This is a genomic window from Piscirickettsia litoralis (genome assembly GCF_001720395.1).
Lineage (GTDB): Bacteria > Pseudomonadota > Gammaproteobacteria > Piscirickettsiales > Piscirickettsiaceae > Piscirickettsia > Piscirickettsia litoralis.
Window position 1 is genome coordinate 2,108,027 of sequence record NZ_MDTU01000001.1, and the last position, 21,442, is coordinate 2,129,468.

Consider the following 21,442-nt stretch of genomic DNA (forward strand, 5'->3'; position numbering starts at 1 on the left):
GCCTGCTGAATTTTTTTGCGGCCGAACAATTTCTTTAAAATACTCATGACGTCGCCAAGTCTCTAATTCTGTTTATGGAGGAGCTATTTTAACGAATTTTTAGAGATTGCAGAAACTTTATCTGAAATTTTTGCTTTTGCAGGAGTTTGGTAACGAGGGTAGCAAGATATTTATTTTAATTAATTGATATATAATACTTTTTAATTTTTTGAGCATCGCTGTTCGTTGCCCCAAGGCAGAAGAGCGTTAGTCGTCTTCGGCTGGGCAAATCTTTAAACGATTGGTTTCGGCAAATTCGAGGATGTAGCGATAGAGTTCAGGATTGCTTTCTTTAAGAGATTCGTCGAGAATAATGCACTTATTGCCATCTTTGACTGCAGGTTGCAGCATCGGTGAGTAAATAATGCGCTTGTCACGAAAGGTAGAAAGCGCGCCGCTCATGCGCTCAGCCCAATCGCTGGGACGAAAGGTTTTACCTTCGTGCGTGACCCCTTCGATGACGAGGCGTGTAGTTTTTGATGTATCTTCTGTCATTGTAGCTATGTCGGTCCCGATTTGTTTTTAATTTAAGACATACAGGATGCACTAAGAGTATAACATAGTCAGCGATTGAATTATGATAGAGTGGTGCCAAAATTTTATAATATGCAATGTCTTTAAGAATCGTGAGTGAGTTGAGAGGACGTATGAGTAAAAAAGAACAAGATGAGCAGGTTCCACCAAAAGGTATTTATTTATTGCCGAACTTGTTTACTACGGGGAGTTTGTTTGCGGGCTTTTATGCCATCGTAGCGGCGATGAAAGGGTTATTCGATACTGCGGCAATTGCTATTTTTGTTGCCATGATCTTAGATGCCTTAGACGGTCGAGTTGCTCGTCTGACTAACACTCAGAGTGAGTTTGGCGCTGAATATGACAGCCTATCAGACATGGTGGCTTTTGGTGTTGCGCCTGCCCTTGTCGTGTACAGTTATGCGACGATGCATCTAGGCAAATTAGGCTGGCTTGCGGCATTTTTATATACCGCAGGTGTTGGGCTACGTTTGGCGCGCTTTAATAGTCAGTTAGGTTCGATGGACAAACGCTATTTTATTGGTTTGCCCTGCCCATCTGCTGCGGCAATGATTGCAGGGACGATATGGATTGCTCATATGTATGAGCTAACTGGTACTTATATCGATATTGCGTTTGCGGTAATGAGCCTTGCTTTAGGGGTCTTGATGGTGAGTAATGTGCGCTATTTAAGCTTTAAAGATGTTGATTTTAAAAAGCATGTGGGCTTTGGAGTCGTGATTGTCATTGTCTTAGCGTATGTGGCAATTTCTATCAGCCCAGCTCAGGTGTTGCTGGGTATTTTTGTGATTTATGTTTTATCAGGGCCGCTGATGGCACTGTGGCGCTTGCGTAAACCGAATCGCAAAAAAACAGTTGAAAAATCGAGTGATAAAGCGAAGTAACTGTGAATTATCATCCGTATTTGCAAGTGATGGGCATTTCTCAGTGGCAAGCACGGCAGCCGTTGGCTGGCGCGCGGGCAGCTGAGACTATTACCGAAAGTAAGCCAGAAGAGCTGGTCTTATTAGTGCCTAAACGCAGTTGGCAAAAAGCGGCGATTAGAGCCTTTTTAGATCAATTAATTGCTAATGTGCCGAACTTGCGTTATGAAATTGAAGAGACTAGCTTACCTCAACACGGGCTGTATTGGGGCTTGGGCATATTGCAGACCGATGTAGAAGAAAATTTACCAGAAGTGGAGCGTTTTATTGCTTCAGGACCATTAAAAAAGCAGTTATGGCAGAAGTTGTGGCAATGGAAAAACGCGATAATTTAAAGCTTCGCAAGGTGTGCGCGAATGATATTGCAGCGGTTTTCTCAATGGAGCAACGTGCCTATGAAGATGGTTGGTCCAGTGATATAATGCACACCCTGCTGGAGACGCAACATTATTATGGTCAGATCTTAGAGCGGGTGACAGATTCCGATCGAGTGGTTTGCGGTTATTGCTTTTTCTCGGTGATTTTCGATGAATGCCATTTATTAAATCTATGCATAGATCCCGACCAGCAAGGGCAAGGCTTGGGTCGCTATCTTTTGGATATTATTGTATCGAAAGCGGCAAGTCAGGGCGCAAAGCAAGTCTTTCTTGAGGTGCGCGAATCGAATTTGGCAGCAATTGGGCTGTACTTCTCCTCTGGGTTTACAGAATTAGGCCGCCGTAAAGGTTATTATCCGACCAAGACCCAAGGTCGGGAAGATGCCTTAGTCTTAGTGAAGAATTTAGAAGGTAAGAATTAAAATGACATATCAAGAACAAGTGGATAAGCGCAGAACCTTTGCGATTATCTCTCACCCGGATGCGGGTAAAACAACACTGACTGAAAAATTATTATTGTTCGGCGGTGCGATTCAGATGGCAGGAACGGTCAAGGGGCGTAAGGCCAGCCGCCATGCGACCTCTGACTGGATGGAGCTGGAAAAACAACGGGGCATCTCGGTAACCACCTCGGTGATGCAGTTTCCCTATCGTGAACGTATTATTAATCTATTAGATACTCCAGGTCACGAAGATTTCTCTGAGGATACTTATCGTACACTTACAGCGGTCGACTCTGCGCTGATGGTCGTTGATGCGGCAAAAGGTGTGGAGGCGCGAACCTTAAAGCTTTGGGAAGTGTGTCAGCTACGTAAAACGCCAGCGATGACCTTTGTCAATAAGCTAGACCGTGAAGCGCGTGACCCGATTGATGTCTTGGATGATGTAGAAACATGGCTGGGTATCTTCTGTGCACCGATTACTTGGCCGATTGGTATGGGTAAGAACTTCAAGGGGATTTACCATTTGTATGAAGATAAAATTTATCTTTACAGTGCAGGGAAAAACCAAGAAGTGCAAGAGGCTGATGTGATCGCTGGCCTGGATAATCCAGAATTGGATGAGAAAATCGGTATGATGGCTAGCGAGTTGCGTGATGAGCTTGAGCTGGTTCGTGGTGCCAGTCATGAGTTTGATTATGAGGCCTATTTGGCGGGTGAGCTGACACCGGTCTTTTTTGGCTCGGCGATTAATAACTTTGGTATTCGTGAGCTATTAAACTACTTCGCTGAATATGCACCGGCACCACAAACGCGCGAGACTCGTGAGCGTACGGTTGCACCAATAGAAGAAAAACTTTCGGGATTTGTCTTTAAGATTCAGGCGAATATGGATCCAGCACACCGTGACCGAATTGCCTTTATGCGTGTTTGTTCGGGAAAATACAATAAAGGCATGAAGTTAAAGCATGTGCGTACAGGAAAAACAGTGCAGATTGCCAACGCGATGACCTTTATGGCAGGCGATAGAAGCCAGGCGGAAGAGGCCTATCCTGGTGATATTTTAGGGTTGCATAATCATGGAACCATTCAAATTGGTGATGCCTTTACTCAAGGTGAAGATTTAAAGTTTGTTGGCATTCCAAACTTTGCGCCTGAGCTTTTTAGATTAGTACGCTTGCGTGATCCATTAAAATCTAAAGCCTTGCAAAAAGGGCTGATTCAGCTTTCAGAAGAAGGGGCGACACAGGTTTTTAGACCTCTAAACAGTAATGATTTGATTTTAGGTGCTGTCGGCGTGCTGCAATTTGATGTGGTCGCACATCGCTTAAAAGCTGAATATAACGTTGAATGCGTCTATGATAACGTGTCGATTGCAACCGCTCATTGGGTGCATTGTGATGATGAGAAAATGCTCGACCAGTTTAAAAAACGTCATTTTGATCAGCTCGCTCTAGATGGCTCTGATGCGCTGACTTATCTAGCGCCGACGATGGTGAATTTGAATTTGGCCAAAGAGCGCTGGCCGGATATTCAGTTTTTCTCAACGCGAGAAGTCTAAAGCATGATCTTTGATACGCACTGTCACTTAGATTTTGATGCCTTTGATCAAGATCGAGAGGTGGTGCTCGCGCGCGCTGCGGCTGTTGGTGTGGCACGCTTTATGTTGCCAGGGGTGAGCGTTAATAACTGGCAGAAAGTGCGTGATTTATCTGCACAGCATGAGCGTTGTTATTATGCGCTAGGATTACACCCTTATTTTTTAAATCAGCATCAAGAGCAAGATTTAATTTTGCTCGAGCAGGAGTTAATTAAAAATAGCAGCGATATGCACGCTGTGGGTGAAATAGGCTTAGACGGTCATTTAAAGCATTTAGATGAAAAAAGGCAATATTATTTTTTCTATCAACAGCTAAAATTAGCCAAGCAGTACAATAAGCCAGTGATTTTGCATGTCCGTCATCGTCATGAAAAAATTGTTAACGCAGTAAAAGAGTTAGATTTTGTTAGCGGCGGTGTGATTCATGCTTTTAGTGGTAGTGTGGAAGTGGCAAAAAATTATGTCGATTTAGGTTTGAAACTGGGGTTGGGCAGTGTGCTTACTTATACCAATTCGCGTAAGCTTAGAGCGGTGGTGAAAAGTTTGCCTTTATCAAGTTTTGTCTTAGAAACAGATGCTCCGGATATGCCCATGCGCGGGCAATTTGATCGACGCAATGAACCTTGTTTTATTACGCAGGTATTGGATGCCTTGTGTTGCGAGCGCAAAGAAAGCCGTGAGAAAATAGCAGAAGCACTTTGGAAAAACTCATTATCATTGTTTGGAATGGAGAATTAAAATGGGCTCGGTACTACTGTGGATTGTGATTTTAGGTGGGATTATTTTCTTACTCAATAAATTTTTTATGAGTAAGCAAGATAAGTATTCGAATACACAAAGACCGCCGCACCGTCCAGTGGAAGATAATCCGCCTGCAGGTAACGTGTATGACCACAAGCCAGAAGAGCCAGTCGCTCCACCGGTGGACCAAGGTGCTTTGGCAAATGAGGCCAAAGAGTTATTTGTGACCTTACAAGATGCTTGGAATAATGAAAAATTAGCGGTTTTGCAAAAAAGAACCTCAGCAGAAGTTTTCACGAAAGTACAAAGCTCAGAGCGTCACCAAACCGTAAGTATTGTGGCTCTAAATGCTGAGGTACAAGAGGTGAAAAAAAGCAGTAGCGGCAGTTTAAAAGCAAAAGTCATTTATAGTGGGAAATTACGTCAAGGCAATGGTCAGCCTTATGATTTTAGAGAAGTATGGCAGCTTAGCCGTGAGGATCAAGCGGGAGCTGTGTTGAAAGTAGAAGGTATTAGTGAATGATCGGTTTATTTGAGCGCACCCATATTTTAGTGGGTGATGAAGGCATTGAGCGCTTAAAAAATGCGCGCGTTGTGATCGCTGGCATGGGAGGTGTGGGCTCTTTTGTTGCAGAAGGTTTAGCGCGTGCAGGTATCGGCTATATTAAGTTGGTTGATCATGATGTGGTTTCAGCATCGAATTTGAATCGCCAACTCGTCGCGCTTGAGTCCACGGTGGGTAAAAACAAGGCCCAGGTGATGGCAGAGCGTATTGGCGATATTAACCCGAATTGTCAAGTTGAAGTTTGTGCAGAGTTTTTGCGCGCTGAAGATATGGATGCGTTTTTCACTGAACCGTTCGACTTTGTTGTTGATGCCATCGATAGTTTATCTTGCAAGGTGGCCTATGTACGTACCGCCCATGAGAAAGGCTATCAGGTGGTGTCAAGTATGGGGGCGGGCAATAAAATAGACCCAACGCAGATTAAAGTGGCGGATATATTAGATACATCTGTTTGTAAACTCGCACGCTTTATGCGCGTACGTTTGCGCCGCCAAGGCGTTAAAAAAGGTATTTTAGCGGTTTACTCGACAGAGCCTTCTTCTCCTCCGTTACCGCCGGAGCCGGTGCCGGGCCATGGCCGTGATCGAGCGGTCAATGGTACGATTAGTTATATGCCAGCGCTGTTTGGCTTAACGTTATCTGGATTGGTTGTACAAAAACTTATCGCCCCTTATGTAAAAAAGTAAAACTAATCAACCAGATGACCCGAACCCTTAACGAGAAAGGCCGAGTCAAATGCCTTGGTTTGGGGTTCTTTAATTATTTTTAAATTCAGTGCGACTGCTATTTGCAAGCGACTTTCCTTGAGGTCATGCCTGCCTTTATAAAAGCTCACTTCATAGTTGCTCGTGATGGTGTCAGAAAGAAGCCAATAATATCAAAATATAAACACTCTTGGCTATACAAGCATAAGTTTGTCATTTGGATAAAAATTACAAAAAGAGCTTATTTTTCAAGATATTATAAATAAAAACAAGTAAACGCTTGACCCTGAAGTATAGTTCAGAGTTTAAACTCCTTATTGTGATTAAAAAATGAGGAACTAGCGATGGGACATCATGGTAAATCTAAGCATGGCTTTTTAGGTGGAATCTTTTCCGGACACAGGCGTTCTAATGAGTATTCGGGACACCGTCGTCGCTCTCATCATGGGCGTGAAGAGCATCATGATCGTGAGGATTATTATCGGCAAGAGCCATATTCGGAGCCAAGGCATCTAGAGCCGGTACAAGAACGTGGACAGCGTTGCAGCTCATGCCAGGCGGATAACAGGATCAATGCAAAATTTTGCGGACAATGCGGCGTTTCTTTAGTGCCTAAGGATATGCGTTGTGGGCAGTGCCAGACAACAGTGAAAGCGCCAGCACGCTTTTGCCCTGAATGTGGCACAGCGTTTAAAGCAAACCCATAATTTAAAAGAAGATGACAGTGAGGTGAATGGTATATGCAAGGCTATACATTTAAGGTTTATGGGCTAGATTGCGCAGAAGAAGTTTCTGCGCTAGAAAAAGTGTTAATTCCTAAGGTCAAAAATAAAAATGCATTACGGTTTGATTTATTAAATGGCAAATTGACGATAGATTCTGTGGATCGCTCTATTCAAGAAAGTGATTTGATTTTTGCAATTGGTAAAGCAGGCTTGAAAGCGGTTGCTTGGGATCAATATTTACAGAGTTCTCAACAAGAAACCGGCTTTTGGGCGCGTTATGGTCGCCTAATTCTAGCGACAGTCAGCGGTATGGCCTTAATTTTGGGCTATGTGATTAATGGCTTAAATTATGGCTTTTTAAATGCTCTTGCAGGTCATGAGTCTCTTAGTTTTGCGAGTGATTCGGCCGCTATTATCTTATTTATTATTGCCATTATGACCGGTGGGCGTTATGTCTTTCCTAAAGCGTTAACAGCACTTAAAAATTATCGTGCAGATATTAATGTGTTGATGACCGTTGCGGTGATTGGTGCGATGCTGATCGGTCAGTGGGTGGAAGCGGCGGCAGTGACGTTTTTATTTTCAGTGGCCCTGTTGCTGGAAAATTGGAGTGTGGGCCGTGCGCGTAATGCGATTAAGTCTTTGTTGGAAATCGCGCCAGCGACGGCACGTACATTGTGCTCTCATCATGGTGTTGATGAAAAGCCGGTTGAAGAGGTGAAAGTGGGGGCAATTGTAATTGTGCGCCCAGGAGAAAAAATTCCTTTAGATGGTATTGTCACTAAAGGAGAAACTCATATTAATCAGGCTCCGATTACCGGGGAGTCAATGGCGGTGCTTAAGAAAAAAGGTGATGTTCTGTATGCTGGGACGATTAATGAAGAAGGCGCGATAGAGTTTAAAGTGACGCGCAGCTCAGAAGATACTACGCTTGCACAGATTATTAAACGTGTTGAAGAGGCGCAAGCTTATCGTGCCAAAAGTGAGCAGTGGGTAGAAAAATTCGCACGCTATTATACGCCAGCGATGATGCTGCTCGCTTTATTGGTTGCGACTGTGCCACCATTAGCTTTTGGTGCGCTGTGGTCAGCGTGGGTTTATGAAGCTTTGGTCATTTTAGTGATTGCTTGCCCCTGTGCTTTAGTAATCTCAACGCCGGTTAGTATCGTTTCAGGTTTAAGTGCGGCCGCACGTTCGGGGGTATTAGTCAAAGGGGGCGCTTATTTAGAGCTTCCTGCGAAATTGCAGGCAATTGCCCTTGATAAAACAGGAACGCTAACAGAAGGTAAGCCAAAAGTACAACAGCTAATTGCAGTCAATGGTTTTAGTGAAGATAAATTATTAAAAATTGCCGCTGCTTTGGAGTCTGAGAGTGAGCATCCGTTAGCGATTTCGGTGTTAAATAAAGCAGAGTCCGAAGGGATTCATGTTGAGCGTGCGCTGAGTGTCAAAGCGATTAAAGGCAAAGGGGTTGAAGGTTATATTGATGGTCAGTATTACTGGATAGGCAGTCATCGCTTTTTACATGAGAAAAAGCAGTGCTCTGAGTCGAGTGAATTACATAATAAAATGCTAAAGCTAGAGTCTGAGGGACATTCGATTTTAGCGTTAGGCACTGAAAGCGAAATCTGTGGCATCATCAGTGTGGCAGATCAGGTGCGCGAGGCGAGTAAACAGGCAATTGTGCAGTTAAAAGAGCTGGGTTTAAAAACTGTATTATTAACAGGTGATAATCAGGGAACAGCAGATGCAGTCGGTAAACGCTGCGAGCTCGATGAGATTCATGCTGAATTACTGCCTGATGATAAAGTTAATCAAATTAAAAAACTGCATGGACGAAATTATCAAGTTGCAATGATCGGCGATGGAGTGAATGATGCGCCTGCGCTTGTGACCGCAGATTTAGGAATTGCTATGGGAGCGGTGGGCAGTGATGCGGCGATTGAAGTGGCAGACATTGCCTTGATGTCAGATGAGTTAGAAAAACTACCCTGGTTGATTCGCCACTCGCGCCATGTGATGCAAGTGATTAAGCAAAATATTAGTTTTGCCATCGGAGTTAAAGTGATATTTATTGCTCTGGCATTAGCGGGTGTTGCTAGCTTATGGTTGGCCGTTGCTGCAGATATTGGTGTCTCTTTATTGGTGATCTTTAACGCACTACGATTATTAAAAGCGAGTTCTTAATTTGATTATTTGCCCCTGGTTATAGGAAATTCGGGGGCACTTTTTTTATTTTTGTTACTTTCTGTTAGTTTTAGCGATAGAGTGCTCTTTTGCATCAATCCATGTTTTTGCTTCATCGAGGATGTATGTCTCAGCATCGCCGATGTTGGTAAAGGCTTTGCCACTGATGTGAGGTATTGTCTCATCGTCAAGGGCGTCACAATGAATGATTGCTTCTGCGGTAAAAAAATTATCTTTTTCATGAGTCCAGTAGATAATCTGGCAGCCTTTGTAATTAATCGAATCTTTTTCCATCGTGGACCTCCTATCCTACATTAATAGTAAATCATATTTGAATATCAGTATGATATTTTTAGCTTTGTTTTTATTTATTAATCTTCAGTTATTTTGGAAGCGTTTTGTATGTTGGGCGTTTGGAATGTTAAGCTATGAGCTGATTGATATCAGTTGGTTAATAACAAGGTGGTAATAATGGCAGTGCGGCCCTTTAAAGGTATTTTCCCAAAAATAGGTGATCGGTGTTATATTGACGGTGCAGCGACAGTGATCGGCGATGTTACGCTTGGCAAAGACGTGTCTGTTTGGCCAACGGCTGTATTACGCGGTGATGTGCAAAAAATATCAGTCGGTGCGCGTAGTAATATTCAAGATGGCAGTGTGTTACATGTCACTCATGATAGCCAATATCAGCCGGGCGGCATGCCTTTAGTGATTGGTGAAGATGTGACGGTTGGTCATCAAGCAACGCTACATGCTTGTACGATCGCAGATCGTTGCCTAATTGGTATGAAAGCGACGGTTCTTGATGGCGCTAAAGTTGAACCGTTAACGATCATTGGTGCCGGTGCTTTAGTTCCTCCTGGGAAATGCTTAGAAAGCGGTTATTTGTGGGTGGGTGCACCGGTAAAGAAAGTGCGAGCATTGACGGATAAAGAAATCGAATTTTTAAGTTATAGTGCTCAACAATACTGTAAATTAAAAGATGAATATTTAGGGGCATAATATGCCGGCACCTAATAATAATCGTATTGAATATAACTCTCAGCAATTATTAACAACAATTAAAGGATTTACGCATGAGGCGATTGATCTTCGTCATCAGCTGCACCGTAATCCAGAGCTTAAATACGAAGAGGTTGAAACCGCCGAACTTGTGACAAAAGAGCTAGAGCGCTATGGCTATGAAGTTAAAACGGGCATTGGTAAAACCGGTGTGACGGCCTTATTAGATTCGGGACGGCCGGGGCCTGTCGTTGCTTTACGTGCCGACTTAGATGCTTTGCCAATTTGTGAGCAAACTGGTTTAGATTATTCCTCTAAAAATCCTGGGAAAATGCATGCTTGTGGTCATGATGGCCATACTGCAACATTATTACTTGTTGCACGTGTTTTAAAAGAACATGTTGGCTTATTGCCTTGTGGTGCGATTAAGTTCATTTTTCAGCCGGCCGAAGAAGGTGGTGCCGGTGCTTATGCGATGATACAAGAGGGTGTTTTAGAATCACCTAAAGTGGATGCTATTTTTGGTTATCATAATTTTCCTGGCACAGAGTTAGGTCATGTGATTGTACGCTCAGGTTGTTTTATGGCCGGGGCAAATATGTTTAAAGTCACCGTGACAGGTAAGGGCGGCCATGCTGCTTATCCTGAGGCTTGCATTGATCCTGTGGTTGCCGCAGCGGCTTTAATTCAGAATACTCAATCGATTATTAGCCGGAATATCTCTTCTGGTGAGCAGGGGATTATCTCGATTACCCAGCTTAATGCAGGTACGGCTCATAATGTGATTGCCGATGATGTTGAGCTTCAAGGGACGATTCGTGCGACTTCACCCAAGGCGATGGATTATTTGATTGAACGCTTTGAAAGTGTAGTAAAGCACAGTGTGGCAACCTTTGGTGCTGAGGCGAGCATTGAATATACTCTAGACCCTCCCTATCCACCAACGATGAATCATCCAAAAGAAAGTGAATTAGTGCACCAAGTGGCTAAAGAGAGTTTAGGTGAAAACCGTGTGCATTGGCTAGATGGGGTGTCGAGCATGGGTGGGGAAGATTTTGCGTTTTATTTGCAAGAAGTGCCTGGGTGTTATTTTGGTGTGGGTAATGGCATGTCCTCGCCTTCGTTGCATAATGGTCACTATGACTATAGTGATGAAATTTTAGCGGATGCTTGCCAACTATTATGTCATACCGCAATTGCTTATATACAGGAAAATGCGGCGACTTATTCTAATTAAGTAACGGCTATTTGGAGTGATCAGTGTTAGAATTTGAAAATTTTCATGCTCATGTTTATTTTGATAGTGAGAGCAAAAATACAGCGTTAGCGTTGCGAGAAAAAATCGCTAAAGCTTTTCCAGAGCTTACTTTAGGTCGTGTTTGGGAGAGCTGTGTTGGGCCTCATCCTTGTCCAAGTTATCAGATCGCTTTTGGTCAATCATCTTTTCAGTCATTAATAAGCTTTTTGATGCAAGAGCGTGCTAGCCTGGATATTTTTATTCATGCTGATACAGGGGCAGATATAGTTGATCACACTCAGTATGTTTTATGGTTGGGAAAATCATATGCGCTAAATTTAGAAAAATTAAAATAATTATAAAATAGCCCGAACAATGGGCTATTTTATATTTTTACTTTAAAAGTTTAGGTTATTGTTTTCCGATTAACTTTAAACCCTCATTAAATTTATTAATAATTTCTTTGTGCTTTTTAAGCTTTTTCGCAACGATTAAATAGTAGCTACTCTCTGCCAATGGCTTTTCTTTGTTATAGGTTAATTTATCGGCCGCTTCACTACCCAATTGCTTAATGAGACCATCACAGACTTCAATGCTGCATGGGAAGACATCGATACGACCTTTAAGTAGCTTTTTCAAGTTGATGATATCGGTTTTAGCTACCTGATATTTAAATAATTTCTTTTTGACTTCGGCTTCAAATTGAGTGCCGTAGCTATAGCCTAAGCTACCTCCGACGATTTTGCCTTTTAAGTCATCGTAACTACTCCAAGTGAATGGCTTGCTTTTTAGGTGATAAAATACCGTTTTTGAAATGATAATGGGATTGCTGTAAGCAAAATCTTTCTCACGTTTAGCGACTTTTGACCATGGGAAAGAACCATCAGATTTGCCATCCAAGGCGATCTTATAAGCTCGTTTCCAAGGATACCATTTGTACTCGACACCAATGCCTACCGCGGCAAAAGCATCAGTGACAATCTTAGCGGCGCTACCATTTCCGGTGAGGGTTTGGGAAACGAAGGGTTTCCACTCCCCTGTTGATAGTGTGACCTTCTCAACAGCAGAGAACGCAGTTGCTGTTGTGAACATCATTAAAATCAGCAGAGTACTTCTTAGCTTGAGCATAGCCAGGCTCCTCTTCTCGCTTTCAAGGCTTGGAGTTAAGTGTAGTCGATGAAAATGTTTTTGACGGGGTTATGTTGTTAACATTATGAATTCAAATTAAATTCAATATTAATGGCTGATTAGAGTGGTTGAAAAAGAGCAGTTTGTTGAATTCTTAGGTACAATAGAGCCTCCAAGACGTGGGAGTAGAGTCTGTTGTGGTTTAAAAAGAAGAAAAAGCGCCTGTGCTTGTCAGCAGGTGTTTCACATTGTGGTCATGTGCGTGATCATAACGAAGACGCTTATCTACTACAAGAAGAGCAAGGTGTTTTTCTTGTGGCTGATGGTATGGGAGGGGGGGCTTTTGGCGAACGTGCGAGTGCGTTATTGGCAGTCCCTTTTACCAATATAACAGCGAAGATGTCTTTAGCTGAAAAAATCGATGAAGTATCAAAGCAGTTGCATCACCGGCATCACGAAATTTATCTTTTCTCTCAAGAGATTAAAAAGCCAGTGGGAAGCACTGTCGTGGTATGCGTCACCTCTGAGCACGAAAAGAAAGTCGCTTTTTTATGGACAGGGGACAGCCGTGCTTATGTGTTGAAAAATCGTCAATTTAAACAAGTGACTCAAGATCATCGTTACGTGTTGCAATTGCTTGAAGCTGGTGTCATTAGTGAGGAAGAAGTTACAAACCATCCGTATGCGAATCGATTGACGCATGCTGTTGGAGTTTCTGAACATCTACAGCTTGACCAGTGTGAGTTATCGGCTTCAATGCCATTGCGTATTTTATTATGTAGTGATGGTTTATCGGGTGAATTGTCTAACCATTGTTTGGAAGAGATTGTGTCAGTGAACAAGGCCACGGCTGAGCAGTCTTGTCAGTTATTATTAGGGCAAACGTTGCAAACACGAGCGCGTGATAATGTGACAGCTGTGATTGTCGATTTGCATTTGAGGTAAAGTGTGGACGAAACGAAGACGCTACTTTTTGATAAAAAGAGTAATACAGCAACCCCATCTGAGGCAGAAGAGCAATCATTGCTTGGTGTAACCCTTAAAGGGCGTTTTAAGTTGGTTGAGCTGATTGGTGTGGGTGGCATGGGGCAAGTCTACAAGGCTCTGGACAAACACAAAGAAGATGTAGGCGAAAGTTATCCTTTTGTCGCGATTAAAGTGCTGAATCAAGGTATTCAACACATGGACAAAGCCTTGCTGGCATTACAGCGTGAGACCTATAAAGAGCAGCAGCTTGCTCATCCTAATATCGTTAATGTCTATGATTTTGATCGTGATGGCGATGTTGTCTATAAAACGATGGAATTGGTCGAAGGAAAATCACTAAAAGAATGGCTATTAGAGCATAAAGTTGATCTTGTCGGTGAGTCGACTAAAGTGCATCGTCGTCATTTCCAATCGGTGCTGCATATTATTATTCAAGCGGCTAGAGGGCTAGAACATGCGCATGAGCATCGGATTGTTCATTCGGATTTAAAGCCAGGTAACATTATTGTCACTCCAGCAGAAGTGGCAAAATTGCTTGATTTCGGTATTGCCAGAACCATTCGTCCTTTGCAAGCTGAGCAAGACGACGTTTCTATTTTTGATCCAGTTGCGCTAGCTGCGTTTACTCCAGCCTATGCGAGTTATGAGATGCTCTGCGGTGAGGAGCCTCATCCGAGCGATGATATTTATGCATTGGGTTGTATTTTCTATGAACTATTAACAGGTAAACACCCTTATAATAAATGCTCAGCACTAAAAGCCCTTGAAGATGAATTAACAGTTAAAAAAATTACGCATATTCCTGAATGGTTATGGTTGGTTATTCGAGATATGTTGGCGCTTAAACGTAAAAAGCGTTTGGGTTCGGCAAGTAAATTATTAGAGCGATTGCAAAATAAAGATCAAAAGGCTAGTAAATTTTCAGCCTCGAAAATTAGCTTATTTATTTTAAGCATGATTATTATTGCTATGGCTGTTGGTTTGTTTTATGTGATGCGAAAAAATAAAACACTCTTAGCGCTTAATGCTGGACAATCACTGAACTCAGCAAATGCAGCGGTGATTGCTGATCCTTATGATGAGAAAATACCAGAGACTCAAGTGGACTCATCATCAGCATCTACGCAACAGGAAATAGTGAAGCCGCCTGCTTCTTCTGAAAGCAAAAGTGAGCCAGTCACCAAAAAGGATGAAGTTAAAAAAGAGACCAAAAAAGTTGTGGCTGAAAAAGCAGTGACTGCTAAAGCTAAGGTGAAACCAAAGCCTGTTATTAAAGAGCAACCTAAGCCTGTAATTACAGCAGAAAAAAAACGTGTAGAAAATAGAGTTATTGCACAGGCTCCTGCAAAACCTAAGAATACTTCGTTACAACCTGCTTGCACGTCTTCATTATCCGGTATTAAGTCGGGTAGTTATTGTTATTTACCCCTTAGTAAAAATAATGAAATCAAAATGCGAGTGATCAAAAACGATCAGCATATTTTTGCTTTAAGTGAAAATTTAGTATCGATGAAAGATTACGCAGCATTTTGCGAGTCGAGCGGTTTATGCGCGATAGCGCCTAATGATCAGCCTGTAGAAGGGTTATCTTCAGAAAAAATCCAGCAATATTTTTCTTGGTTACGGACAAAAACAGGTTTAGCGGTGATGTTGCCAGGCAATTTTGAGTGGCAGCAAGCGCTTTATTTGGGGATGAATAAAAAGAATATTTGTGATTATTATGGGACAGGGCCTAATCTTGTTGCAAATAAGTCAGCTTATCATAATCGTTTAGGGGTGAATTACCATTTGGCTTCTGCCTATGAGTGGGTTAATACTGGTCAAGGGAATGCGCTACGAGGTGCATTTTTCAAATCTGCAGTACAGCCTTATTGCCGTATTATGCAAGTTAATCCAACAGGAAATAATATTAACCGAGCAACATTTCGGATTATGTTAAAAACCTATTGATTAATTTTAGAATTAAATTAAATCTAATAAAGCCAATTATATTTTATTAGTGTGATTGGCTTTTTGTTATATATTTTTATGGGTAACCTGATTGAATTATAAATTGTTTTAAATTTTATATTATTAGTGTTTAATAAATTTATATAGAGTATGTGTTTTTCTTTGTAAGGGCTATAAAAGATAAAATAGATTTATTTTTTATGGTTTATTTTTTGATAAAAAGAAAGTGGGTAGACTTACCCACTTTATAAAAATCAAAAATAAATATTTTAATATGACTTATGGCAAGGATAAAAATAATTTAAACGATCTGTTTCTTGCTTATGTTATAAGGAAAACCGTGGTTCAATTAACTTTATTCTAGGGTAAAGTCCTCACCTTGACCTGTAACAATATTGAAACTGCACTTGGCTCCTTGATAATTTTCAACGTGAATATTAGGATCTGCAGGACCATTAGCACCGACAACAAAAGTACAGGATTTTGTTTTTCCTTGCGATGCTCCAGCACTTTGACTAGTGTCTATTGCTGTCACTGTATAAGCCACATTAAAATCAGTGCTGCCATTAAAGCTAAACGCAAAATTATATTGTGCTGGGTGATCTTCTGAAACGGTATAGTTGAGCTCTTGAGAATAAGCATCACTCGGTTGAGCAATGAAATAAGCAGGCTCAAAAGGGCTAATGCCAACAATTTTTACATACCACTTTGATGAATGTTTGGCATAAATGTGGTGTGTTGTGTGTGTTGTAGGTGGCGTTTCTGCATATGTACTAAGTGCGGTGAGCGCTAAAGCTGCACTTGTTAGAAGTGTTGTTGTTATTGTTTTCATCAATGATCCTTAATCCGTTTGATCTTAGGTTGTGTTTTGATGGTGCGTATGATGGCATAAATAAGAATGATTATCAATATCTAAAATTAATGAGATTTATTTATTGTTAATGATACATGGCATCTTGCCGGATGAATTTTTATTAAGCGTGAGATGTGTTTTTTGGTAGCTGGGCTAAATAGGCTGACATAAAGGATTCGTCAGCCTGGTTGTTAATTGAGTGAAGCGCTTATTAGGTTAAGCGAGTTTTTGAAAGCTGCGATAAGCAGCATGAATTGTTTTTTCTATGTCTTCTTTTGTATGTGCAGATGACATAAAGCCGGCTTCAAAGGCAGAAGGGGCTAGGTAAATACCCTCTTCAAGCATTAAATGGAAAAAGTGTTTAAATTGCTCGGTATTACAGGCCGAAGTTGCTTTAAAGCTAGTGACTTCTTTTTGATCGGTGAAGAATAAACCAAACATGCTACCACAGCGTTGAGTAATAAAGTCGATACTGGCTTTTTCAGCGGCTTCCTCTAAGCCTTGGCATAATAGCGCGGTATTTTCTTCAAGCTGTTGGTAGAAACCAGGTTGCTCGATGAGTTCTAGCGTTGCTAGCCCTGCGGTCATCGCAATCGGGTTGCCAGAGAGAGTACCGGCTTGATATACCGCGCCTTCAGGAGCGAGGTGCTTCATAATTTCTCGCTTGCCACCAAAGGCACCCACCGGCATGCCACCGCCGATCACCTTGCCAAGAGTGATTAGGTCTGGAACGATATTAAAGCGTTGGCATGCTCCGCCTAGGCCGACGCGAAAGCCAGTCATCACTTCATCAAAGATGAGCAATGCACCGTGTGTATCACAAAGTTCACGCAGCGCTGTTAAAAATTCAGTTTTAGGCAGAATCAGGTTCATATTGCCAGCAACAGGCTCCAGGATGACGGTTGCTATGTCAGCCCCCTGTTCTTTAAAGACCTGCTGTAGCGTTTCGACACAGTTGTAAGGTAAATTTAAAGTGTGTTGGGTGATTTCTTCAGGAACGCCTGCAGAGTTGGGTGAGCCGCAGGTGAGTGCTCCTGAGCCGGCTTGAACGAGCAGACCATCGGAATGACCGTGATAACAGCCTTCAAATTTGATGATTTTTTTACGCCCTGTGGCACCACGGGCAAGGCGAATTGCGCTCATGGTCGCCTCTGTACCGGAGCTAACCATGCGGACCTGTTCGATGGCCGGAATCAGCTGGCAAATTTTTTCAGCCATGCGAGTTTCAATAAGGGTGGGTGCACCAAAGCTTAAGCCATTATCCAGTGCGCTTTTGACCGCTTGGATCACCTGAGGATGGGCATGACCGAGGACCATCGGCCCCCAGGAAGCGACGTAATCGATATATTTTTTACCTTGAATATCAGTTAAATAAGCACCTTGTGCGCTTTTAAAAAAACAGGTTCGCCGCCGACCCCTTTAAAGGCGCGGACCGGAGAGTTGACCCCACCTGGGATCACTTGTTGGGCGTTGGAAAATGCATTTTCTATGGTCATTGATTGTCTCCATGCTTAAATCGCGGTGGCTTATTGTAACCTGTTCATAAAGAAAAGAAACCATTATGTTTATGATGTGTCAAATAGGTGTGACTTGATTATGAGGGGTACTAAATATGGCTGTAGGCAGTGTGGGTGCAGGGAGTGGCTTACTCGCTCAACGATTGCAGGAGCAGCTAAAACAGGACCGTGAACAGAGTAGCGAGTTAAATAAGGCCTTTGAAGCTGATTTGAATGTCGGTTCGGTAGCGGGTGATCGAGCGGCACGTCGTGATGAGTTACAAACCCGGGAGACGGTGGTGCGTCGGGTCGAGAGGACAGAGGAAGGCTCTGAAACTAGATTGGAGCGCCGCAATGATGACGTGGGTTTACAAGCCTCAAATAGCCGTGGCCGTGAGGGCCGTGAGAGCGAGCAGTTAAGTAAGTCTAATGCTGAGCGTGTTGTGTTAGATAAACAGCGGGAAAGTGTAACGACCAGCGGCGTTACTGCTGAGGGCAAGATCGGTTCAGGCGTGGATAAGAGGCGTTTAGAAGAGCAAAAGGTATTACAAACTGAGGTGCAAGCTCAAGAAACACCACAAGAAACGCAGCAAGCGGTGCGTGTAGAGCGTCGGGCTGTAGAGAGCCAGAAACAAGCGCAAACCTCAGAGGCTAGGCGTGGAGAAGCACAAGAGCGACAAGCAGAAGCGGTGAGTCGGCGGGAAGTGGTCGATGAAGGCAATGCCGCACGGGCAGAAGCAGTGCGTGAGCAGCAGAATTTTATCAATAATATTCAGGCGCAGCGTCGAGAAGCGGGTAGTTTGCAAGCGCAGAAATTACAGGCGCGCCGTTCTGAAACAGGTGTTCAGGACAATGCAACTGAGCAACGAATAGAGAGTCGTCAACGTGCTGCTGAGACTGAGAATCTTGCAATCATAAGGCGACGCAATGCCCAAACTGAGGCAAGGAGCGCTCAAGAGCAGTCTGCTAATAATGAAATCGCCGGTCGTGAGCAAAGGGCGCAAACGGTGAACCTTGATCAACGTCGCGACAGCAATGAGGTTGTAGAGCAGCGCCGACAAGAAAGCCCAGATGCGATCACTCGTCGAGCAAATGCGACAACGACAGGGCGCGAGCAGGCGACACAGACTTTGGAAAATTTAACAAACTCAAATGGTTAATTGGTTAAGTGCCAACCTTGAAAGGCCACTTCGGTGGCCTTATCTTTTAATTAGCCTTCTATAGGTTTCTAAAACATGGTTTAATACGCTCGTTGTAGTGAGGAGAGTGATTGATGCAAGAAGAGTTTAAGAGTTACATGTGTATCGTGTGTGGTTTGATATACAATGAAGAAGAAGGCTGGCCGGATGATGATATCGCGCCAGGCACACGCTGGGAAGAGGTGCCTGAAACGTGGATGTGTCCCGATTGTGGTGTGACTAAATGCGATTTTGAAATGGTAGAAATTGCCTAAGTTAAAACTTAGGCTGGACGACGACGAGCACGACGACAAAAATCAAAATAATTGATGGTATTTCATTGAATACCCTGAAAAATTTATGAGTTTTGCGATTGCGGTCTTCTTTGAAGCATTTTAAATAGTGCCAGCAGACAAAGTGATAGATAAAAAGTAAGGCGACAAAAAATAGCTTTAAATGCATCCAATTATCATGGCGATAGTCGATACCGGCAAAGTGGAGCAGGGTCACACCGGTGATCGCCGTGAATAAGGCGCTTGGCATCATGATGTAAAAATAAAGCTTATGCTCCATGACCTTAAAGCGCTCTAAGCCAATTTTATCATCAGTTTGGGCATGGTAGACAAAGAGACGAGGCAGATAGAATAAGCCAGCAAACCAGCAAATCACTGAAATGATATGTAGGGCAAGGACCCAGGCCATAAGTTGTCTCCACAAAGGTGTTTGCAAACAAGCTTAAAGATTTGCTGATTTAGGGTCAAATTTTATTGGTTGGATCAAAATTTGGATTTATGTGTCTTAAGAACAAGCGATTAATAATAGTTGACGTTGTGGTTATGATTTTAAATAATAACCAAGATTATTTTAGGAGTAGTTGAATGAGCGCAGTGGTTGAATTTGATGCAAGTGTTCCTTTAGTGTTCACAGATAATGCTGCCAATAAAGTAAAAGCATTAATTGAAGAAGAAAACGATCAACTAAAATTACGTGTTTTCATCACTGGGGGCGGTTGTTCAGGCTTCCAATATGGCTTTAGCTTTGATGAAGAGGTTGCAGAAGATGATACCCAGGTTGAAAAAAATGGGGTGACTCTTTTGGTAGATCCGATGAGTTTTCAATATTTAGTCGGAGCTGAGATTGACTATCGTGAAGATGTTTCAGGCTCACAGTTTGTGATTCGTAACCCCAATGCCAAGACAACGTGTGGTTGTGGCTCCTCGTTTGCGGTTTAGTTGAATGGACTTGTTGACGGTTTTTAAGGCACTTTCTAATGAAACGCGTTTGAATATTCTCCTGTGGTTGAAGTCTCCTGAAGCACACTTTGATACGGTCAGCTCAGATGACGGTAAACCTGGGGTGTGCGTGGGCCTGATTGAAAAAAAAGCAGGCGTTTCGCAGTCAACAACCTCCCATTACTTAAGTCTATTGCAGCGCGCAGGCCTTGTGGTTGCTGAACGACGCGGGCAGTGGACTTACTATCGTCGAGATGAAATTGGGATAGCGGGGCTAAAAGCAGAGCTTGACATAATTCTCTAAAAAATTTAAATTAACATATCGATATATTGAGATATGCTGTTTTTTAGATTTAATGTTATTTGGGATAGACAAAACGAAGGCAAGGTATAGAAAGATGAAGGTAGACAACTATTTATCAGCACTGAAACAACCATTTAAGCTCGGTGCTTTAGAGTTAAGAAACCGTTCGGTGATGGCGCCAATGACAAGAATGCAAACGTCTGATAACCAGGTTGATGATAAAATGGTCGAATATTATCGTCAACGTGCAGCGGGAGGGTTGGGCCTGATTATTACTGAAGGCGTTCCTGTTAACGACAGTGCTCATGGCTATGATAATGTCCCCTCGTTCTATGGCGAAAGTATAGAGTCCTGGCGACCTTTGGTTGAAGCGGTTCATGCTGAAGGGGCTAAAATTATGCCGCAACTTTGGCATGTCGGCTCGGTGCGTCAGGCGGGTAAAGGCCCAAATCCGCTGTCGCCAATCTATGGGCCTTCAGCGAAAATATTCCCAGATCCAAACAATACAGGACTTGATTTGCCGACTGAAATGACAGCTGAGCAAATAGAGCAAGTGATCGGCGATTTTGTGAATGCAGCGGTTGCGGCCAAGGACTTAGGTTTTGATGGCATAGAATTGCATGGTGCGCATGGGTATTTGTTAGATCAATTTATGTGGCAGCAAACTAATGTACGTCTCGATGAGTTTGGTGGCGATACTATTGCTGAACGAATTAATTTTGTCAGCACATTAGTTAAGCGAGTGCGTGCAGCGGTGGGGCCTGACTTCCCGATTGTTTTACGTATTTCACAATGGAAAATGGGGAATTATCAAGCGAAAAATGCAGCTACGCCAGAAGAGTTAGCCGAGCAATTATTGCCATTAGCTGAGGCTGGAGTTGATATTTTCCATGCCAGCACGCGACGGTGGTGGCAGGCTGAGTTTGCAGGGTCTGTTCTTAATTACGCCGGTTGGATACAGAAAATTACTGGTAAGCCTACAATGACTGTGGGTAATATTGGCGTTGACCATGCCTATAAGGACTCTCGTCAGCAAAGAAAAAATACAATCATTGAGCAAAGCTATGAGCAATTGGATCAGCGTTTGGCTTTGGGTGAATTCGATTTATTCGCTATTGGTCGTGCTTTATTGGCAGATGCTAATTTTGTCAATAAATTATTTGATAATAAAGAATCTGAAATTATAAATTTTAACCTGGAAAGACACATGCCTTATAAAAGCTATGAGTAATATTTTTCC

The 21,442-nt window shown here is 42.7% G+C and carries 24 protein-coding genes and 1 pseudogene; 19 read left to right on the forward strand and 6 right to left on the reverse strand.

The genetic code is table 11. The features are described from left to right. Positions 1–246: 246 nt before the first annotated feature. On the reverse strand, positions 247–534 hold the full coding sequence (locus BGC07_RS10410; protein WP_069313054.1) for a DUF3579 domain-containing protein: 288 nt from the start codon (positions 532–534) through the stop codon (positions 247–249). 152 nt (positions 535–686) lie between these two features. On the opposite strand from BGC07_RS10410, the gene pssA reads away from it, so the two are divergent. From pssA to BGC07_RS10455, 9 genes are all read left to right on the forward strand, one after another. Further along, positions 687–1,457, forward strand: a complete 771-nt coding sequence (gene pssA, locus BGC07_RS10415) for a CDP-diacylglycerol--serine O-phosphatidyltransferase (protein ID WP_069313055.1) — start codon at positions 687–689, stop codon at positions 1,455–1,457. A 2-nt stretch (positions 1,458–1,459) separates the two neighbouring features. Then, positions 1,460–1,831: a hypothetical protein gene (locus BGC07_RS10420; protein WP_235603093.1), complete on the forward strand. Its 372-nt coding sequence runs from the start codon at positions 1,460–1,462 to the stop codon at positions 1,829–1,831. Then, entirely contained in the window at positions 1,792–2,295 is a 504-nt protein-coding gene (gene rimI / locus BGC07_RS10425) for a ribosomal protein S18-alanine N-acetyltransferase (RefSeq protein WP_235603094.1), read from the forward strand. The genes BGC07_RS10420 and rimI overlap by 40 nt, the downstream gene beginning before the upstream one ends. Position 2,296: 1 nt before the next feature. Further along, positions 2,297–3,874 (forward strand): peptide chain release factor 3, encoded by a 1,578-nt coding sequence (locus BGC07_RS10430; protein ID WP_069313057.1) that lies wholly within the window; start codon positions 2,297–2,299, stop codon positions 3,872–3,874. A 3-nt stretch (positions 3,875–3,877) separates the two neighbouring features. Continuing rightward, complete coding sequence (locus BGC07_RS10435) at positions 3,878–4,651, forward strand: TatD family hydrolase (protein ID WP_069313058.1); 774 nt, start codon at positions 3,878–3,880, stop codon at positions 4,649–4,651. 1 nt (position 4,652) lies between these two features. Next, positions 4,653–5,177: a Tim44 domain-containing protein gene (locus BGC07_RS10440; protein WP_069313059.1), complete on the forward strand. Its 525-nt coding sequence runs from the start codon at positions 4,653–4,655 to the stop codon at positions 5,175–5,177. Beyond that, entirely contained in the window at positions 5,174–5,905 is a 732-nt protein-coding gene (locus BGC07_RS10445) for a tRNA threonylcarbamoyladenosine dehydratase (RefSeq protein WP_069313060.1), read from the forward strand. Before BGC07_RS10440 ends, BGC07_RS10445 begins: the two co-directional genes overlap by 4 nt. 362 nt (positions 5,906–6,267) lie before the next feature. Then, the gene (locus BGC07_RS10450) at positions 6,268–6,630 is read left to right on the forward strand and encodes a zinc ribbon domain-containing protein (RefSeq protein ID WP_069313061.1); all 363 of its coding nucleotides are present in this window, start codon (positions 6,268–6,270) and stop codon (positions 6,628–6,630) included. A gap of 33 nt (positions 6,631–6,663) precedes the next feature. Next, a complete protein-coding gene (locus BGC07_RS10455; RefSeq protein ID WP_069313062.1) occupies positions 6,664–8,835 on the forward strand; it encodes a heavy metal translocating P-type ATPase in 2,172 nt (723 codons plus the stop codon). 54 nt (positions 8,836–8,889) lie between these two features. Here BGC07_RS10455 and BGC07_RS10460 read toward each other — a convergent pair whose 3' ends face one another. After that, a complete protein-coding gene (locus BGC07_RS10460; RefSeq protein ID WP_069313063.1) occupies positions 8,890–9,129 on the reverse strand; it encodes a hypothetical protein in 240 nt (79 codons plus the stop codon). A 177-nt stretch (positions 9,130–9,306) separates the two neighbouring features. Here BGC07_RS10460 and BGC07_RS10465 point away from each other — a divergent pair, with 177 nt between their 5' ends. The 3 genes from BGC07_RS10465 to BGC07_RS10475 are packed head-to-tail and all read left to right on the forward strand — an operon-like array spanning position 9,307 to position 11,430. After that, positions 9,307–9,837, forward strand: coding sequence for a gamma carbonic anhydrase family protein (locus BGC07_RS10465; RefSeq protein WP_069313064.1), 531 nt, complete (start codon positions 9,307–9,309; stop codon positions 9,835–9,837). A 1-nt stretch (position 9,838) separates the two neighbouring features. Further along, on the forward strand, positions 9,839–11,074 hold the full coding sequence (locus BGC07_RS10470) for a M20 metallopeptidase family protein (protein ID WP_077216856.1): 1,236 nt from the start codon (positions 9,839–9,841) through the stop codon (positions 11,072–11,074). Between the two features lie 23 nt (positions 11,075–11,097). Then, positions 11,098–11,430, forward strand: a complete 333-nt coding sequence (locus BGC07_RS10475; RefSeq protein ID WP_069313065.1) for a DOPA 4,5-dioxygenase family protein — start codon at positions 11,098–11,100, stop codon at positions 11,428–11,430. 55 nt (positions 11,431–11,485) lie between these two features. Here BGC07_RS10475 and BGC07_RS10480 read toward each other — a convergent pair whose 3' ends face one another. Beyond that, positions 11,486–12,202, reverse strand: coding sequence for a substrate-binding periplasmic protein (locus BGC07_RS10480; protein ID WP_069313066.1), 717 nt, complete (start codon positions 12,200–12,202; stop codon positions 11,486–11,488). 195 nt (positions 12,203–12,397) lie between these two features. Between BGC07_RS10480 and BGC07_RS10485 the strand changes: the two genes are divergently transcribed. Beyond that, the gene (locus BGC07_RS10485; protein ID WP_235603095.1) at positions 12,398–13,147 is read left to right on the forward strand and encodes a PP2C family protein-serine/threonine phosphatase; all 750 of its coding nucleotides are present in this window, start codon (positions 12,398–12,400) and stop codon (positions 13,145–13,147) included. 3 nt (positions 13,148–13,150) lie between these two features. Then, positions 13,151–15,139, forward strand: coding sequence for a serine/threonine protein kinase (locus BGC07_RS10490; RefSeq protein WP_069313067.1), 1,989 nt, complete (start codon positions 13,151–13,153; stop codon positions 15,137–15,139). Positions 15,140–15,494: 355 nt separating this feature from the next. Here BGC07_RS10490 and BGC07_RS10495 read toward each other — a convergent pair whose 3' ends face one another. Both BGC07_RS10495 and hemL read right to left on the reverse strand, forming a co-directional pair. Next, on the reverse strand, positions 15,495–15,971 hold the full coding sequence (locus BGC07_RS10495; protein ID WP_069313068.1) for a hypothetical protein: 477 nt from the start codon (positions 15,969–15,971) through the stop codon (positions 15,495–15,497). A gap of 237 nt (positions 15,972–16,208) precedes the next feature. Next, positions 16,209–17,488 (reverse strand): annotated as a pseudogene (gene hemL, locus BGC07_RS10500) (glutamate-1-semialdehyde 2,1-aminomutase). Between the two features lie 116 nt (positions 17,489–17,604). Here hemL and BGC07_RS10505 point away from each other — a divergent pair. After that, the gene (locus tag BGC07_RS10505) at positions 17,605–18,648 is read left to right on the forward strand and encodes a hypothetical protein (protein WP_069313069.1); all 1,044 of its coding nucleotides are present in this window, start codon (positions 17,605–17,607) and stop codon (positions 18,646–18,648) included. Positions 18,649–18,761: 113 nt separating this feature from the next. Beyond that, on the forward strand, positions 18,762–18,941 hold the full coding sequence (locus tag BGC07_RS10510) for a rubredoxin (RefSeq protein WP_069313070.1): 180 nt from the start codon (positions 18,762–18,764) through the stop codon (positions 18,939–18,941). A gap of 1 nt (position 18,942) precedes the next feature. Here BGC07_RS10510 and hemJ read toward each other — a convergent pair whose 3' ends face one another. Next, on the reverse strand, positions 18,943–19,368 hold the full coding sequence (gene hemJ / locus BGC07_RS10515; RefSeq protein ID WP_069313071.1) for a protoporphyrinogen oxidase HemJ: 426 nt from the start codon (positions 19,366–19,368) through the stop codon (positions 18,943–18,945). 176 nt (positions 19,369–19,544) lie between these two features. Between hemJ and erpA the strand changes: the two genes are divergently transcribed. The 3 genes from erpA to BGC07_RS10530 all read left to right on the forward strand — a co-directional run bounded on the left by erpA (position 19,545) and on the right by BGC07_RS10530 (position 21,433). Then, complete coding sequence (erpA, locus tag BGC07_RS10520; protein ID WP_069313072.1) at positions 19,545–19,898, forward strand: iron-sulfur cluster insertion protein ErpA; 354 nt, start codon at positions 19,545–19,547, stop codon at positions 19,896–19,898. A 4-nt stretch (positions 19,899–19,902) separates the two neighbouring features. Continuing rightward, a complete protein-coding gene (locus BGC07_RS10525; protein WP_069313073.1) occupies positions 19,903–20,202 on the forward strand; it encodes an ArsR/SmtB family transcription factor in 300 nt (99 codons plus the stop codon). Between the two features lie 94 nt (positions 20,203–20,296). Next, positions 20,297–21,433 carry an oxidoreductase gene (locus BGC07_RS10530; protein WP_069313074.1) on the forward strand — a complete coding sequence of 379 codons (1,137 nt, stop codon included), beginning with the start codon at positions 20,297–20,299 and terminating at the stop codon, positions 21,431–21,433. The last annotated feature ends 9 nt before the right edge of the window (positions 21,434–21,442 follow it).

What these genes read in the sequence shown, in the direction of transcription:
- BGC07_RS10410 (WP_069313054.1), bottom strand. Translation starts at nt 534, where the DNA reads ATGACAGAAGATACATCAAAAACTACACGCCTCGTCATCGAAGGGGTC.
- pssA (WP_069313055.1), top strand. Translation starts at nt 687, where the DNA reads ATGAGTAAAAAAGAACAAGATGAGCAGGTTCCACCAAAAGGTATTTAT.
- rimI (WP_235603094.1), top strand. Translation starts at nt 1,792, where the DNA reads ATGGCAGAAGTTGTGGCAATGGAAAAACGCGATAATTTAAAGCTTCGC.
- BGC07_RS10430 (WP_069313057.1), top strand. Translation starts at nt 2,297, where the DNA reads ATGACATATCAAGAACAAGTGGATAAGCGCAGAACCTTTGCGATTATC.
- BGC07_RS10435 (WP_069313058.1), top strand. Translation starts at nt 3,878, where the DNA reads ATGATCTTTGATACGCACTGTCACTTAGATTTTGATGCCTTTGATCAA.
- BGC07_RS10440 (WP_069313059.1), top strand. Translation starts at nt 4,653, where the DNA reads ATGGGCTCGGTACTACTGTGGATTGTGATTTTAGGTGGGATTATTTTC.
- BGC07_RS10445 (WP_069313060.1), top strand. Translation starts at nt 5,174, where the DNA reads ATGATCGGTTTATTTGAGCGCACCCATATTTTAGTGGGTGATGAAGGC.
- BGC07_RS10450 (WP_069313061.1), top strand. Translation starts at nt 6,268, where the DNA reads ATGGGACATCATGGTAAATCTAAGCATGGCTTTTTAGGTGGAATCTTT.
- BGC07_RS10455 (WP_069313062.1), top strand. Translation starts at nt 6,664, where the DNA reads ATGCAAGGCTATACATTTAAGGTTTATGGGCTAGATTGCGCAGAAGAA.
- BGC07_RS10460 (WP_069313063.1), bottom strand. Translation starts at nt 9,129, where the DNA reads ATGGAAAAAGATTCGATTAATTACAAAGGCTGCCAGATTATCTACTGG.
- BGC07_RS10465 (WP_069313064.1), top strand. Translation starts at nt 9,307, where the DNA reads ATGGCAGTGCGGCCCTTTAAAGGTATTTTCCCAAAAATAGGTGATCGG.
- BGC07_RS10470 (WP_077216856.1), top strand. Translation starts at nt 9,839, where the DNA reads ATGCCGGCACCTAATAATAATCGTATTGAATATAACTCTCAGCAATTA.
- BGC07_RS10480 (WP_069313066.1), bottom strand. Translation starts at nt 12,202, where the DNA reads ATGCTCAAGCTAAGAAGTACTCTGCTGATTTTAATGATGTTCACAACA.
- BGC07_RS10495 (WP_069313068.1), bottom strand. Translation starts at nt 15,971, where the DNA reads ATGAAAACAATAACAACAACACTTCTAACAAGTGCAGCTTTAGCGCTC.
- BGC07_RS10505 (WP_069313069.1), top strand. Translation starts at nt 17,605, where the DNA reads ATGGCTGTAGGCAGTGTGGGTGCAGGGAGTGGCTTACTCGCTCAACGA.
- BGC07_RS10510 (WP_069313070.1), top strand. Translation starts at nt 18,762, where the DNA reads ATGCAAGAAGAGTTTAAGAGTTACATGTGTATCGTGTGTGGTTTGATA.
- hemJ (WP_069313071.1), bottom strand. Translation starts at nt 19,368, where the DNA reads ATGGCCTGGGTCCTTGCCCTACATATCATTTCAGTGATTTGCTGGTTT.
- erpA (WP_069313072.1), top strand. Translation starts at nt 19,545, where the DNA reads ATGAGCGCAGTGGTTGAATTTGATGCAAGTGTTCCTTTAGTGTTCACA.
- BGC07_RS10525 (WP_069313073.1), top strand. Translation starts at nt 19,903, where the DNA reads ATGGACTTGTTGACGGTTTTTAAGGCACTTTCTAATGAAACGCGTTTG.
- BGC07_RS10530 (WP_069313074.1), top strand. Translation starts at nt 20,297, where the DNA reads ATGAAGGTAGACAACTATTTATCAGCACTGAAACAACCATTTAAGCTC.